This window comes from Bradyrhizobium sp. WSM4872 (genome assembly GCF_055811715.1).
Window position 1 is genome coordinate 21,440 of sequence record NZ_JBVVPT010000048.1, and the last position, 14,706, is coordinate 36,145.

Genomic DNA, 14,706 nt, shown 5'->3' on the forward strand with positions numbered 1-14,706 from the left:
CGCCCTTTCCGTGTCGAGATCTGACGAAGCGAGAGCATCGAGCAACAGGTTCAAGTGATTTCACGCGGGCGCGGCGAACGTCTGTGTGAAACGCGTTTAGGAGCAATGGATGGCCACCAAGGCAAAGACGCTGCAGGCGAAGGACAAGGAAAAAGACGACAAGGCAGCGGACGCGCCGGAGAAGGACTCCCAGGACGCGCCCTCGCCGTTGCTCGATCTGTCCGACGCGGCCGTGAAGAAGATGATCAAGCAGGCCAAGAAGCGCGGCTTCGTGACCTTCGATCAGCTCAACGAAGTTTTGCCGTCCGACCAGACCTCTCCCGAGCAGATCGAGGACATCATGTCCATGCTCTCGGACATGGGCATCAACGTCACCGAAGCCGACGATAGCGAAGGCGAGGAGGACAAGGACGAGAGCGGCGAGGACGAGACCGACAACGAGCTCGTCGAAGTCACCCAGAAGGCCGTCACCGAGGTCAAGAAGAGCGAGCCGGGCGAGCGCACCGACGATCCCGTGCGCATGTATCTGCGCGAGATGGGCACCGTCGAGCTGCTGTCGCGCGAAGGCGAAATCGCGATTGCGAAGCGCATCGAGGCCGGCCGCGAGGCGATGATCGCAGGCCTGTGCGAGAGCCCGCTGACCTTCCAGGCCATCATCATCTGGCGCGACGAGCTCAACGAAGGCAAGATCTTCCTTCGCGACATCATCGATCTCGAAGCCACCTATGCCGGGCCCGACGCCAAGGCCGGCATGAACAATGCGATGATCGCGGGTCCGAACGGCGAGACCGGTGAAGCGCCGGCCGAAGGCGGCCAGGCCACCGGTGCCGCGCCCGCGCATGTCGCCCCGCCCGCCGCACCGCCGGCGCCGACCCCGTTCCGCGCCGCGCCTGCGCCCGGCAATGCCGGCGACGCCGCGAAGGATCCCGCGGAGTCCGCCGCCGAAGCCGACATGGACGAGGACGACGAGTTCGAGAACCAGATGTCGCTTGCGGCGATCGAGGCCGAGCTCAAGCCGAAGGTCGTCGAGATCTTCGACAAGATCGCCGACAGCTACAAGAAGCTGCGCAAGCTGCAAGAGCAGGACATCCAGAACCAGCTCGAGAGCACCTCGCACGGGCCCTCGCTCTCGCCGCACCAGGAGCGCAAGTACCGCAAGCTCAAGGACGAGATCATCGTCGAGGTGAAGTCGCTGCGCCTGAACCAGGCGCGTATCGACTCACTGGTCGAGCAGCTCTACGACATCAACAAGCGCCTCGTCTCGCATGAGGGCCGCCTGATGCGCCTTGCCGACAGCCATGGCGTCGCGCGCGAGGACTTCCTGCGCAATTACACCGGCTCGGAGCTCGATCCGCGCTGGCTCAACCGTGTCTCGAAGCTCTCGGCAAAGGGCTGGAAGAACTTCGTCCATCACGAGAAGGACCGCATCAAGGACCTCCGCCACGAGGTGCATCAGCTCGCGGCGCTGACCGGCTTGGAGATCATCGAGTTTCGCAAGATCGTGCACTCGGTGCAGAAGGGCGAGCGCGAGGCCCGCCAGGCCAAGAAGGAGATGGTGGAAGCCAACCTCCGTCTCGTGATCTCGATCGCCAAGAAATACACCAACCGCGGCCTGCAATTCCTCGACCTGATCCAGGAAGGCAACATCGGCCTGATGAAGGCGGTCGACAAGTTCGAGTACCGCCGCGGCTACAAGTTCTCGACCTACGCCACGTGGTGGATCCGGCAGGCGATCACCCGCTCGATCGCCGACCAGGCGCGCACCATCCGCATTCCCGTGCACATGATCGAGACGATCAACAAGATCGTGCGCACCTCGCGCCAGATGCTCAACGAGATCGGCCGCGAGCCGACTCCTGAGGAATTGGCCGAAAAGCTCGGCATGCCGCTGGAGAAAGTGCGAAAAGTCCTCAAGATCGCCAAGGAGCCGCTGTCGCTGGAGACGCCTGTCGGTGACGAAGAGGATTCACACCTCGGCGATTTCATCGAGGACAAGAACGCGATCCTGCCGATCGACGCCGCGATCCAGTCCAACCTGCGCGAGACCACCACGCGCGTGCTGGCCTCGCTCACCCCGCGCGAAGAGCGCGTGCTGCGCATGCGCTTCGGTATCGGCATGAACACCGACCACACGCTGGAAGAAGTCGGCCAGCAGTTCTCGGTGACGAGAGAGCGTATTCGCCAGATCGAGGCGAAGGCCCTGCGGAAGCTGAAGCATCCGTCAAGGTCAAGGAAGCTGCGGAGCTTCTTGGATAATTGAGCGCGAACACCGATTCAAAAGCAAAGCGGCGGGCCAAGGCCCGCCGTTTTTGTCTTTTTGCTCCCGCTCACAACGACGGGCATAGGGCTGAGGCCTACTTCTTCTTCGCGCCGACCCGCTCGAGGTTCTTGATTTCCAGCGCCGGGCGGCCGGATTTTTCGGCGATCTCGCGGTCCTGCTCCATGATGTAGGCGCGGGCCGGCTCGTCGCCGTCGAGGCCGCCGAGCAATTCGGCGGGCACGCGCCGGTTGGAGCGTTGGGAGCCGTCTTCATAGAAGACGTTGAAAAAGGCGAATTCGCCCTTGGGATTGGTTCCGGGTTTTTTGGCCATGGCCGGCTTTTCGTCGATCAGGGGGCCATAGTCAAATGACTTTGGCAGGTTTCCGGGGGCAGGCCCCGGGCCCTGCAGCGGCAGAACCGGCTGCGCGATCGATCGACGAACCGGTTTGCGGGCGGCGTGGATGTCGGGTGGAAGCGTCCAGCGCTTCGTGAAACCCGATGCGCTCCTTCGAGGAGACCCGTGTCTCACTCTTTGCTCACCCTTGCCTCAACAAACGGCGGGCCGCGAAGCCCGCCGTTTATTTTGGTCTTCAGTGTCGCCCGGGGCTGGCGGGGCGACAACCTAGAATAGAAGTTTATAACCGGCGCCATGCCGTGGCAAGGCAAATCGTTGGCGCTGCGATGTCGCAGCGAGCGCATCGGATATGCAGTGGTCGCGGCATCGCGTTTCGATCAGCGTCAATTGCTTGGATGACCAAATCACTTTGTTCATATTTCCTGCTCTCGCAATGCAGCGACAGGCGCCCGTCTTGTCAGAACGCGCGTTTGCCTGCACGTATTCCCGCGTGCGTGCAGAAGCTGCGGTGCCTAACATATGTTAGTGAGTTCCGCGCTTCGCGTTGTCCCATCACATTGCTCACGCAGCACCAGTCTTACGGCGCCACCAGCTCCACGCGCCGGTTGAGCGCGCGCCCGGCGTCCGATGCGTTGGATCCGACCGGCGCCAGCAATCCAACGCCGGCGGTGCGCAATCGCGCCTGCGCAATGCGAAAACTCTTCACCAGTTCGGCTGCGACGGCTTCGGCGCGGCGCTTCGACAGGTCGAGATTGTATTCATAGGCGCCCTGGCTGTCGGTGTGGCCGACGATGAAGACGTTGAGCTGCGGCTGGCTCGTCAGCAGCTTTGCGATCTGCTCCAGCGTCGGACGGCTTTCCGGTTTGAGCACCGCCTTGTCGGTGTCGAAATAGATGCCGTAGAGCGCGATGTGGCCGGTCTCGCCAAGTCCTTTCGCCATCGCGGCGGCATCCACCATCTTGTTCGCGATGGCGCCGAGCTCGACGACGGTGACCTGCGCGGTGACATCCTGGTTGTTCTGGCTGACCAGGACGCTGGCGAAGGTCTCGCGCCCGCCCTCGGTCTTGCGGCCGGCGTAGTAACGCTAGTTGAAACCATCGACCCACATCTGCGGGACCGGCAGCGTGTCGACGGCTTCGGTAAAGGGAATGGCGCCGCAGGCATCGGTGTCGCAGGCGAGCAGGGTCTCGAAGCCGGCTTTCGCAAGCTGCGTCTCGAAATTGCGCGAGACTTCCAGGATCGAGGGGCCGGGATTGGTGCGATAGGAGATGCGAAAGACGCGGCCCTCGAGCCGTCGCGCATCGACGGGCTGGCCGTCCTTGAAGGGAGCCGCCTGCATCCGCGCTGCGTCAAAATCCTTCATCACATAGCCGGTGATGACGCTGCCGGCGAACCGGCCGATGCCGGGATAGTCGCGGCTGCCGGCGACATCGCGCGTTTGCGCGGAAGCGGCCGTCACGGTGAGGGAGAGCAAGGCGAGGATCCGGCGCGACATGGACATGATCATGAACATCTCGATCGGTTGGGGAGGGGGCGAGCGCATTTGTTTTGTCGCAGGCAGGCAGCGATCGGTTCTGGCGAGGATTTGCCGCTTTGACGCGAATCCGGTTCCCGGGCATGATCGCGCGCTGCTCCCCCGCCCATTCCCTGTAGGATTCATCCGAATGTCGAAATACGCCTTGGCCATCGCCTTCATCGCCTGTCTGGCCGGCGGATCGGCGCATGCCGCGCGCTGCGGCGGCGACTTCAACAGCTTTGTCGCCAGCATGGCCTCGGAAGCGCAAGCCGCCGGCGTCTCGGCGAGCGTGACCAGCGCGGCGCTCAGCGGCGTGCAGCAGGATGGCGCGGTGCTCGCCTTCGACCGGCGCCAGCGCTACACCTTCAACAAGAGTTTTGAGCAGTATGTCTCGACCCGCGTCGGCCCCGGCCGCATCAATGGCGGCAAGGCGCTGCTGCAGCGGCACGCCGCGCTGCTGTCGCGCATCGAGCAGCAGTTCGGCGTGCCCCGCTATATCCTGGTCGCGATCTGGGGCCTGGAGAGCGATTTCGGCAAGGGCGACATCGGCAAGATGCCGGTGATCCGCACGCTGGCGACGCTGGCGCATGACTGCCGCCGCACGGAGCTGTTCCAGGGCGAGCTGCTCGCGGCGCTGAAGATCGTGCAGCGTGGCGACCTGCCGCTGCGCGACCTGATCGGCGCCTTTGCCGGCGAGATCGGCCAGACCCAGTTCCTGCCGTCCTCCTACATCAAGTACGGCGTCGATTTCGACGGCGACGGCCACGTCGACCTTCGCCACAGCGTCCCCGACGTTCTCGCCTCGACCGCGAACCTGCTCCACACCAGCGGCTTTAAGATGGGCCAGCCCTACGGCGAAGGCACCGCCAATTTCGAGGCGATGCGCGAATGGAACAGGGCGGTGATCTATCGCAAGACGATCGGTTATTTTGCCGATCGGCTGGCGGGGCAGTGAGGGACGTGATGTCTCTCCGCCGTCGTCCTGGCGAAAGCCAGGACCCATTACCCCAGGCGGGACTTGTTACAACGATTCACAGTCACATGCTGAGTAACTGCCAGTCTTCGCCAAACTGAATTTGGTGGCTATGGGTCCTGGCTTTCGCCAGGACGACGGCGACGGGTTTGCTCACGTCCCCTTCGCCATCTTCTCCAGCTTGCGCTGCAACGGCGCCCAGTACGTTGCCGGGCGGAAGCGCTGCAGGAGGTCCATGAAGCGGGCGTCGTTGCCGATCAGGATGCGCGGCTCGTTTCTCTCGATGCCCCTGATGATGCGCAGCGCGGCGTCTCTCGGCGTGGTCTTGGCCGCGTTCTCGAACCGCTCGATCGATTGCGACCGGCGCGCATTGTCGGTGATGCCGACGCCGGTGCGCGAATTGCGCGCGATGGCGGTGGCGACGCCGCCGGGATGCACCACCGACAGCCTGACGGGGCTGCCCGCCGCCGCTAGCTCGTGCCGCACGCTCTCGGAAAAGCCGCGCACCGCGAATTTCGCCGCGGCATAAGCCGACTGTCCCGGCGGGGCGATGATGCCGAAGATCGAGGACAGGTTGACGATGTGCGCCTCGCCCATCGTCTTCAGATGCGGCAGGAAGGCACGCGTGCCGTGCACCACGCCCCAGAAATTGATGTCGAACAGCCAGCCCATCTGCGCCTGGTCGATCTCCTCGAACGAGCCCATCAGCGCCACGCCGGCATTGTTGACAACGATGCCGAGCGTGGGATGGGCGGTGGTCGCTTCACGCGCGAACTGCGCGATCTCGTCGGGTTCGCTGACGTCGACGCGATGCACGCTCACCTTGCATGCGGCTCCGATTTCCGCCGCGAGCGTCTTCAGCCCGGCCTCGTCGCGATCGGCAAGCGCAAGATCGCAGCCGCGTCGCGCAAGCTCGACCGCCAGCGCGCGGCCGATGCCGCTTGCCGCTCCGGTGATGGCGGCGGCGCCGCGGATTGCTGTCATGATGATCCCCCGTCGAGCCTCTCGAACGGAACTATGATTTACATTTTTTCATCATGGAACCGAACCGCATCGCTGTTCCCACCTTAACCTACGTTACTTGATGAAGACAGGCAGCATTGGGAGCCGCCGATGGGACAAGCACAACCGTTTCGCGCCACCGCACTGATCGTGGAAGACGACCTCATGCAGAGGGAGATGCTCAGTCTTCTTCTCGAAGAAAGCGGCTACGACGTCATTCAGTGCGAGAGCGCCGAGGCGGCCGAACTCGTGCTGGAGAAGAGCGCCGGCGCGCTCTGCCTGATGATGACCGACGTCCAGCTTGCCGGCCGTATGAACGGAGTCGAGCTCGCGCATGTCGCCAAGGACCGCAACCCGAAGCTCGACATCGTCGTCACCTCCGGCCGCCCCTTGATGCAGCCCCTGCCGAACGGCGCAAAGTTCTGGGCCAAGCCCTGGGCGCCGCTCGACGTGCTGCGCGAGGCCGAGATCGCGCAGCTGTCCTGACGGTTGATCCGGCAGGGCGGCTTTCGTGGTCCGGGGCGCGGTGATAAGGTCTGTCCATGACCTTGTCCTTCCTGCTCACCTCGCTGATCGTCGTCGCCTCGCCCGGCACCGGCGTGCTCTACACGCTGGCCGCCGCGCTGACCCGCGGCTCGCGCGCGAGCATCGCGGCCGCCTTCGGCTGCACCCTCGGAATCGTGCCGCACATGACGACCGCGATGCTGGGGCTCGCTGCCGTGCTCCACACCAGCGCGCTGGCCTTCGCCGCGCTGAAATGGTGCGGCGTCGCCTATCTGCTCTACATGTCCTGGCAGGCCCTGCGAGAGACCGGGGCGCTGGCGGTCGACAGCGAGATCCGCGAGCGTTCGGTCGGCCGGGTGATCGTGACCGGCTTCCTGATCAACATCCTCAATCCGAAGCTGTCGATCTTCTTCCTGGCCTTCCTGCCGCAGTTCATCGCCGCGGACGAAGCCCATGTGCTGGCGCGGATGCTGGAATTGAGCGGCGCCTTCATGGCGATGACGTTTGCGGTGTTCGTGGTCTACGGGCTCTGCGCAGCCTCGGTGCGCGAGCGCGTCATCTCGCGCCCGCGCGTCATGGCCTGGCTGCGCCGGAGTTTTGCCGCCGGCTTCGCCGCGCTCGGCGCCAAGCTGGCGTTCGCGGAGCGATAGCTTTTCCAGCTAGTAAAGGCCGGGCCAATAAAAAAGCGGGCCCTGCGCCCGCCATCTTCAAACTCACAACTTCTACCCGACGCCCGGGCGGAGCGAGCTCCACCCGGGCAAAGAATAAGAAGCCTCGTTACTTCTTCTTCGCTGCCTTCTTGGCCTTCTTCTTCGTCGCCTTCTTCGCCTTCTTCGCTTTCTTAGCCATAGGATCCTCTTCAGGGTTAATGGTGAAACGCGACACGAGGGATGCTCGGCGGAGGGCCAGCCTCGCAACATCCTCGACGACGAACTCAGCAGATTCGCGCGCCTCTGCCCCGCGCTGTCACATCCGTGTCATCGCGTTATCCACAGCTCAGATGCATTTTTGGGTGATTTTGGCTCGCGAATCCGCATCGCCGGCGTGCTCAACGATCCGACCATGCGCCAGCCGTTCATGAATCCAAAACCAAAGGCATGTTTTCGCGGATCACAGTGAGACTCCGTTAAGCGCGACGGCCGCATTGTCTCCGCAAGAAAACGGGGACGGGGTCATGGACGGACAGCTGGCAGGGACGGAGGGCGCGGTGCTGCGCGCGCCGCGTGCGCCATGCTGAACGTGCCGACGCTCTGGACCGTGTTCGTCGTCAACTTCCTGGCGCTCGGCCTGATCTGGGCCTACGTCACGCGCTCCTATCCGAAATTCGCGGCCGCGCGGTTCTGGATGGCATCGTGCTTCGTCGGCGCGATCGGCACGATGGCGGCCTTGATCCGCCTTTTTGTCGTCTCGCCTGTCCCGCTTCTGCTCGGAGCCGCCGGCGTCATCGCGGCGAGCTGCCTTGCCGCCATGGGCATTCAGCGCTTCTACGGCCGGCCGGTATCCTGGCGCGTCATGGCCGCCACCGGAATTCTCAGCCTCGGCGGCGTCGTGTTCTTCATGGTCGCATTCGATCACATGCAGCTGCGCATGCTCAGCTACTCGCTCGGTCAGGGGCTGCCGCTGGCGCTGTCGCTGCGTTTGCTGCTGTGGCCGCCGGAAGGCCGCGCCAGCCCCGGAGCCCGGCTCTCCGGCATCGTCATCATCACCATCATCGCAATCTTCGCGGCACGTGCGCTCGGCAATCTGCTCGGCGGCGATTTCTCGTCGGTCTCCGGAGGGCAGTCTCATGCCGTCATGGTGCTGGGTCTGCTGTTCCTGTCGATGACGCTCAATTTCGGCTTCCTCCTGATGGCGATGGACCGCCTGCGCAACGAGGTTGCCGACCTCGCGCTGCTCGACGATCTCACCGGTGTCGCCAATCGGCGGCACCTGGTGCAGCGGCTGGGTGAGGAATGCGCCCGCTCGGAGCGCAGCGGCGAGCCGTTCTCGCTGCTGGTGATCGATCTCGACGGATTCAAGGCCGTCAACGACACCCATGGCCATGCCGCGGGCGATGCCTGCCTCCAGCACTTCACCCTGATGGCGCAGACGCGCTTGAGGCCCGGCGACATGCTCGCCCGCACCGGCGGCGACGAATTCTGCGTCGTGCTGCCGTCGTCGACCTTGCGCGAGGCGGCTGCGATCGCCCGCCGCGTGCTCGAGGTCTGCCGCCAGGATGCCGTCAACTGCACCGGCATCGACATCCCGATTGCGATCTCGATCGGGGTGGCGCAGTGGGACCGTGGCGTCGGCCAGTTTCCGGACCGCCTGATCGCGCATGCCGACCACGCCCTCTATGCGGCCAAGAAGAACGGCAAGAACGACTTTGCCGTCCACGATCCGGCGCCGCCGCTCATGCCTGACCCGATCGGTCCGGGCGAGGCCTTGCGCAAATTCGCGTAAGGGCGTGCTAATCTCAGGTCCGCATTGGACCCGCATGATGATCTCTCGCCCGCTCGCGGCCGTTCTCGCCGCTCTCATTCTGATCGCACCTGCAGCTGCGACCGACGCCGAGCTCGCAAAGCTCGCGCGCGTCTCCGGCACGCCCGACATTCCCGGCCTGAAGATGGTGTGGCTGGCGCCATGGGGCGATGTCGGCAACGCAAATCCCTGGCGCAACATCATCGTGCACCAGACCGAGGGACCGGCAGGCTCGGCGCGCGGCGGCGCGCAGGCGCAAGCGAAGAATCCCACGCGTCGCGGCGTCACATTGTGGGTGGAGACCGACGGCACCGTCTATTGGGCGGTCGCGGAAAACCTGGTGCCGACCCATGGCGACGGCGCCAACCGCAACGACAACAAGTACCTCGACAACAAGTCCACCTATCGCCAGGTGGTGCGTGACAATTCGATCGGCGTCGAGTTCGCCGGCAACTATCCCGACGTCACGACGGGCCCGACCGCGGCGCAGGTCGCGGCGTGGAAGATCCTCGTCCAGATCCTGCGCGCGCGCTACGGCATCCCGCTCGACCACGTCTATGCGCACAACTGGATCGACTACAAGGACGCCCGCTATTGCGAAGGTTGCTGGCTCGCGACGCTGGCGCGGACATGGGGGGAGTAGCTTGCGTGTCATTCCGGGGCGCGCCTCTTGGCGCGAACCCGAATTCATTTCGCTGCAGAGTTGGTGGGGTGGATGGATTCCGGGTTCGCGCTACGCGCGCCCCGGAATGACGAGAGAGGTCACACCGGCTGCGACATCCAGCCGAATAGCCGCCGGATCAAGCCCGGCCGCCGCGGTACTTCCGGCGGGCCGTCCGCCGCGAGCACGCGCTTGAAGAAGTAGTCCAGGAACACCATGTCGTTCGGCTCGGTGACGGTGAATGTCTCGTCGCCGAAATAGACGCTGTAGTTGAAGAAGAACGGACCCATGAGCGGGATCGTCGCCGTCGAGGCATAGTCCTTCGAGATCACGAACTCCGACGGCTCGAGCCCGTGCTCGCGCATCGCCTGCTCGACCAGCGGCAGCTTGCGCATGAACGGGGCGGAGAAGCCGCCGACGGTGGATTGCAGGATGATCGACACGGTCTGTGTCCGTTCTCTTGAGGCTGCCGGTCCGATCTCTTTGGTCGGCCAACCGGCAGCGCGGGTTCACGATGCCTGGTTCGCGTCCCCCGCGAATATGCTGCGCCTCACATGCAAACAAAAAAGCCGGCGTTGCCGCCGGCTTTCTGTCTCTCGTCGATCCGCCAATCTCTGGCGCCAAGAACCTCGCGCTTAGAGCGCGGCTTCCAGCGCGGCCTGTTCGGCCTTTGCGATCGTGCCCTTGACCGCGGACTGCACCTTCTCGAAGGCACGGACCTCGATCTGGCGGACGCGCTCGCGCGACACGCCGAACTCGGCGGCAAGGTCTTCCAGCGTCATCGGCTCATCGGCGAGGCGGCGCGCCTCGAAGATGCGGCGTTCGCGCGGGTTGAGCACGCCCATGGCGCCATTCAGGGCGTCACGGCGGTGATCATACTCCTCGTGCTCGGCCAACATGGCTTCCTGGTTGGGCGAATTGTCGACCAGCCAGTCTTGCCATTCGCCGGCTTCGCCGTCGTCGCGGATGGGAGCGTTGAGCGACGCGTCGCCACCGAGGCGGCGGTTCATGTCGACCACGTCCTGAGCCGTGACGCCGAGACGCTTGGCAATGATGGCCACCTGGTCGGGGCGGAGATCGCCTTCGTCCAGCGCGGAAATCTTGCTCTTCGCCTTGCGCAGGTTGAAGAACAGCTTCTTCTGGTTCGCGGTGGTGCCCATCTTCACGAGCGACCACGAACGCAGGATGTACTCTTGAATCGACGCCTTGATCCACCACATCGCGTAGGTAGCGAGACGGAAGCCCTTCTCGGGCTCGAACCGCTTCACTGCCTGCATCAGGCCGACATTGCCTTCCGAGACGACCTCGGAGATCGGCAGGCCGTAGCCGCGATAGCCCATGGCGATCTTGGCCACGAGACGGAGATGGCTGGTGACGAGTTGGTGCGCGGCGTCACGATCATCGTGCTCGCGCCAACGCTTGGCGAGCATGTATTCCTGCTGGGGTTCCAGCATCGGAAACTTGCGGATCTCGCCGAGGTAACGGGAAAGGCCGGATTCGCCATTAAGGACCGGCAGGGTAGCTGTACGGGCCATAGTGCGCCCTCCAAACAGGTTCAGGCCCCCGATAGCGGCGGGCCAGGCAGACGACCGCTTGGTTAAAGCCGATCGGTGCTGCGATGTTCCGCGTTGGTCTTCAACGCAAGCGCAATATACTCCATCGGGAGGCAAAAAGGGAAGGATTGCTGACGTCACGTCCCCGTGTGGCAGCTATAACTTTTTGTAATGTAAAGCATTTCTGAAGAGGGCTGCGTCATAGCGCCGCTTTCAGGGCCCCCTGAAGGAGAAGCAAATCCTCCGGCAAAGGCGTCTCCCAGTGGAGTAATTCTCCTGTCCTCGGGTGTTCCAATACCAGCAGGTAAGCGTGCAAGGCCTGCCGCCCCAGCGCGGCCAGGACGGCCTGCGACTCAGGGCTCAGCTGGCTTGCCTTGGTCTTGAAATGCGGGCCGTAGACTGCATCGCCCATCAGAGGGTGGCCGATATGGGCGAGGTGGACGCGGATCTGATGGGTGCGGCCGGTCTCGAGCTCGCAGGCGAGCAGCGCCGCGATCGGCTTGCCGTCGCGTCCGGCAAAACTCTCCAGAAGCTCCCAATGCGTCACGGCCTCGCGGCCGCCCTGGCGCACCGCCATCTTCTCGCGCGCATGCGGGTGGCGGTCGATCGGGGCGTCCACGGTGCCGCGATGACGGCCCGGCAGCCCCCAGGCAAAGGCCATGTAGCCGCGCCGCATCGGCCCGGTGCGGCCGTGATCGGCGAATTGCGCGGTGAGCGAAGCATGCGCGAGGTCGTTCTTGGCGACCACCATCAGCCCCGTGGTGTCCTTGTCCAGCCGGTGCACGATGCCGGGCCGGCGGACGCCACCGATGCCCGACAGTGATGAGCCGCAATGGGCGATCAGCGCATTCACCAGCGTGCCGGTCTCGTGGCCGGCCGCGGGATGCACCACCAGCCCCTTCGGCTTGTTGAGGACCACGATGTCGTCGTCCTCGAACACGATATCGAGGGCGATATCCTCGCCTTTCGGCTCCGGCGCAGCCGCTTCCGGCACGTCGATTGTGATCGTATCGCCGGAGGCGACGTGATAAGCGGGGTCCCGGATCGCGGCGTCCCTGAGGCTCACCGCGCCCGCCAGAATCAGGGCTTTCAGCCTCGATCGCGAGAGCTCGGCAAGGTGCACCGCCAGCACGCGGTCGAGCCGCGTCGAGCCCTCGGAGCCCTCGACGACCACCTCCAACGTTTGCGCAGAGCCAGAATTTTCCATGACGACGTCTGATACCGTTGTTCCCGACCCGAGCCCCGAGCAGGCCGCGCTGTTCGCGCGGGTGCGGCGGATGATGCTGATCGCGGGGTTGACCACGGCGCTGGCAATCTGCGCCGTGCTGATCGCGGTGGGCTACCGCCTTTTCAAGTCCGAGGGAAGGGCGCCCGAGCCTGTCGGCGACGTCACCGCAACTCTACCGAAGGGCGCCAAAATCGTCTCGAGCGGCGTCGCCGGCGACCGGCTCGTGATCACGCTCGACGTCGGCGGCGTCACCGAAATCCGCACCTTCGACGCCCATACCTTGCGGCCGGCCGGAAAGCTGAAATTCGCCAATGAGCCGTAAGGCGGGGCTGGAGCGCGGAACCCGCCTCATCCGTCGTCCTGGCGAAAGCCAGGACCCATAACCACCGACCCCGGTTACGTGAACGAGCTCGTTGCTCGGGTTCGCCTTAACCATACGCATCTGGGGTAATGGGTCCTGGCATTCGCCAGGACGACGGCGGAGAGCGTGTCCAAAACCCCGCGATCCCCGCTTGCCGCCGGCAAAATTCGAGGCTATGTCCTCTCCCTCACGCTCCCTTCGTCTAGCGGTTAGGACGCGGCCCTCTCAAGGCTGAAACAGGGGTTCGATTCCCCTAGGGAGCGCCATTTTTTGAACTGCAGCCCTCCGCCGATCTCGATTTGATTGTTCCACTCGCCGGGTAAGCCTGTGGCATTGGCGATTAATATCAGAGCCGATAATAGTTCAGCTGGTGAGATCGAACAGCTGTGGGATCAGGTCGCGGCGTTCGAGACCGAGCCATCGATGCTTGCGCTGGGCTACCGGCCACATTTCACATTTGCCATCTACGACCCGCCTGCCATCGACGAGAAGACCGCATGGGACGCCATGCTGGCGGCCGCTGCCGGCGAACCGCAATTGCGCATCGAGTTCAAACGTATTCGTTGGTTCGAAGGCTCGCCGCTCGTTCTCTGGGCGGAGCCGACTTCCAATGAGGCGCTTACCCGCGTCCACAGCTCTATCAGCGCCGCAATCGACCCCGCGCATTGCCGTCCTCATTACCGGCCGGGGATGTGGACGCCGCATTGCACGCTCGGCACGGGTATCGCCGATGAATGTCGCGATGACGCCATCGCATTCGCACGTTCATTCGATCGACGAATTGAAGTGCTGTTCGATGTGGTGGATTGCGTCGCCTTTCCGCCGGTGCGGCTCATCTCCGAGCAGAGACTACCGTCGTAGCTGGCCGTCACGCGACTCATGCCGCCTTGTAAGCTGCGATGTTCTTGATCTGCGGTGCGAGCGCGTCTTCGGCCGTTTCGAGGTCGAAGCGCGCCTGCATGTTCATCCAGAACGCAGCGCCGGTCTTGAAGAACTTGCCGAGCCGCAGCGCTGTATCGGCGGTGACGGGCTTTTCCTGGCGCGCAATACGCTCGATCCGGGTGCGCGGCACGTTCAGCGCGGCTGCGACCGCGTACGGCGTCAGTTTCAGCGGAACGAGAAATTCTTCACGCAGGATTTCGCCGGGATGAATCGGCGGTAGCTTCTTTACCATCTATGAACTCCTGACCGGCAACAACCTAGCCCGTCTATTCAGCGCCTCCGTGGGCTCCGCGCGCATATCGCGCCTCCACGTCCGCGGCAAACTACCGTAACTAGCGGGATTTTGTAACAAAGGACCGGCTCTCAGGAGGCAAGCTGCCTGTCGGGCAAAACAGCCGAAGTCCGTCAACCCCTCCCCACAAAAATATTCCACTTTACCGAAATTCGGAATTGGCGTATGTGTCGCCCATCCCAGCCCACAAAAGGGGCGGTCGTACGTCGTCACGAACGCGGGTCGGGAGTTGCGGTGGACGCGGGCGGCGTTAAAGGCGGGCTTGTGCATGCAGGGCGAGATGAACCTCGTGAGCATGTCACAAACCGCATCGACGGACGGCGCCCAAACCTCGCGGAGTCTCTGGCTAAGCAGGCATGTCCTGCGAAGCCGTGAGGCGAAGCAGGGTCAGCTCGCGTACGGCGAAACCGTGTGGTCCTGGCCGTCGTTGCTACGGTCAAGCCTTTGCGAAGGCGTCAGCGCGTCAACCGGCGCGGTGCCGTGAATTTCGCAGAGGTGACGGAGGCAAGAAGGAACTCGTCTCCGGGGAGCAACTGTGTTGAAGTAGCCCGGCGATCGGCCGGCCTCAAGGCTGGCGCTTGCGCGCCACCGCCTCCGGC

General features: G+C 64.0%; 14 protein-coding genes, 1 tRNA gene and 1 pseudogene. 9 read left to right on the top strand and 7 right to left on the bottom strand.

Annotated features, from left to right (window positions below; all coding sequences use genetic code 11):
* Window positions 1-109: 109 nt before the first annotated feature.
* On the top strand, window positions 110-2,260 hold the full coding sequence (gene rpoD, locus AC0L3C_RS34845) for an RNA polymerase sigma factor RpoD (RefSeq protein ID WP_027520282.1): 2,151 nt from the start codon (window positions 110-112) through the stop codon (window positions 2,258-2,260).
* Window positions 2,261-2,354: 94 nt separating this feature from the next.
* On the opposite strand, the gene AC0L3C_RS34850 is transcribed toward rpoD, so the two are convergent.
* Window positions 2,355-2,591 (bottom strand): hypothetical protein, encoded by a 237-nt coding sequence (locus AC0L3C_RS34850; protein WP_007614643.1) that lies wholly within the window; start codon window positions 2,589-2,591, stop codon window positions 2,355-2,357.
* 601 nt (window positions 2,592-3,192) lie between these two features.
* Window positions 3,193-4,122: pseudogene (locus AC0L3C_RS34855) on the bottom strand (OmpA family protein).
* A gap of 157 nt (window positions 4,123-4,279) precedes the next feature.
* Here AC0L3C_RS34855 and AC0L3C_RS34860 point away from each other — a divergent pair.
* On the top strand, window positions 4,280-5,086 hold the full coding sequence (locus AC0L3C_RS34860; RefSeq protein WP_473278543.1) for a lytic murein transglycosylase: 807 nt from the start codon (window positions 4,280-4,282) through the stop codon (window positions 5,084-5,086).
* A 171-nt stretch (window positions 5,087-5,257) separates the two neighbouring features.
* Here AC0L3C_RS34860 and AC0L3C_RS34865 read toward each other — a convergent pair whose 3' ends face one another.
* Complete coding sequence (locus tag AC0L3C_RS34865; RefSeq protein ID WP_473410268.1) at window positions 5,258-6,088, bottom strand: SDR family NAD(P)-dependent oxidoreductase; 831 nt, start codon at window positions 6,086-6,088, stop codon at window positions 5,258-5,260.
* 129 nt (window positions 6,089-6,217) lie between these two features.
* Between AC0L3C_RS34865 and AC0L3C_RS34870 the strand changes: the two genes are divergently transcribed.
* The 4 genes from AC0L3C_RS34870 (at window position 6,218) to AC0L3C_RS34885 (ending at window position 9,713) form a co-directional block, all read left to right on the top strand.
* Window positions 6,218-6,592 carry a response regulator gene (locus AC0L3C_RS34870; protein WP_027520278.1) on the top strand — a complete coding sequence of 125 codons (375 nt, stop codon included), beginning with the start codon at window positions 6,218-6,220 and terminating at the stop codon, window positions 6,590-6,592.
* Between the two features lie 56 nt (window positions 6,593-6,648).
* On the top strand, window positions 6,649-7,260 hold the full coding sequence (locus AC0L3C_RS34875) for a LysE family translocator (protein WP_473410269.1): 612 nt from the start codon (window positions 6,649-6,651) through the stop codon (window positions 7,258-7,260).
* Window positions 7,261-7,840: 580 nt separating this feature from the next.
* Entirely contained in the window at window positions 7,841-9,052 is a 1,212-nt protein-coding gene (locus AC0L3C_RS34880; RefSeq protein WP_473410270.1) for a GGDEF domain-containing protein, read from the top strand.
* Window positions 9,053-9,086: 34 nt separating this feature from the next.
* Window positions 9,087-9,713, top strand: a complete 627-nt coding sequence (locus AC0L3C_RS34885) for a peptidoglycan recognition protein family protein (RefSeq protein ID WP_473410271.1) — start codon at window positions 9,087-9,089, stop codon at window positions 9,711-9,713.
* 119 nt (window positions 9,714-9,832) lie between these two features.
* Here the strand turns inward: AC0L3C_RS34885 and AC0L3C_RS34890 are convergent, their stop codons facing one another.
* The 3 genes from AC0L3C_RS34890 to AC0L3C_RS34900 all read right to left on the bottom strand — a co-directional run bounded on the left by AC0L3C_RS34890 (window position 9,833) and on the right by AC0L3C_RS34900 (window position 12,491).
* Window positions 9,833-10,174, bottom strand: a complete 342-nt coding sequence (locus tag AC0L3C_RS34890) for a hypothetical protein (RefSeq protein WP_473410272.1) — start codon at window positions 10,172-10,174, stop codon at window positions 9,833-9,835.
* Window positions 10,175-10,366: 192 nt separating this feature from the next.
* A complete protein-coding gene (gene rpoH / locus AC0L3C_RS34895; protein WP_007596598.1) occupies window positions 10,367-11,266 on the bottom strand; it encodes an RNA polymerase sigma factor RpoH in 900 nt (299 codons plus the stop codon).
* A gap of 217 nt (window positions 11,267-11,483) precedes the next feature.
* The gene (locus AC0L3C_RS34900; protein WP_473282560.1) at window positions 11,484-12,491 is read right to left on the bottom strand and encodes an RluA family pseudouridine synthase; all 1,008 of its coding nucleotides are present in this window, start codon (window positions 12,489-12,491) and stop codon (window positions 11,484-11,486) included.
* Between AC0L3C_RS34900 and AC0L3C_RS34905 the strand changes: the two genes are divergently transcribed.
* From AC0L3C_RS34905 to AC0L3C_RS34915, 3 genes are all read left to right on the top strand, one after another.
* Window positions 12,490-12,834, top strand: coding sequence for a hypothetical protein (locus AC0L3C_RS34905; RefSeq protein ID WP_473282558.1), 345 nt, complete (start codon window positions 12,490-12,492; stop codon window positions 12,832-12,834). The genes AC0L3C_RS34900 and AC0L3C_RS34905 overlap by 2 nt on opposite strands.
* 230 nt (window positions 12,835-13,064) lie before the next feature.
* Window positions 13,065-13,139: transfer RNA gene (locus AC0L3C_RS34910), tRNA-Glu, on the top strand.
* A 61-nt stretch (window positions 13,140-13,200) separates the two neighbouring features.
* Window positions 13,201-13,734: a 2'-5' RNA ligase family protein gene (locus AC0L3C_RS34915; protein ID WP_473410273.1), complete on the top strand. Its 534-nt coding sequence runs from the start codon at window positions 13,201-13,203 to the stop codon at window positions 13,732-13,734.
* 16 nt (window positions 13,735-13,750) lie between these two features.
* On the opposite strand, the gene AC0L3C_RS34920 is transcribed toward AC0L3C_RS34915, so the two are convergent.
* Window positions 13,751-14,047: a HigA family addiction module antitoxin gene (locus tag AC0L3C_RS34920; RefSeq protein ID WP_473410274.1), complete on the bottom strand. Its 297-nt coding sequence runs from the start codon at window positions 14,045-14,047 to the stop codon at window positions 13,751-13,753.
* Between the last annotated feature and the right edge of the window lie 659 nt (window positions 14,048-14,706).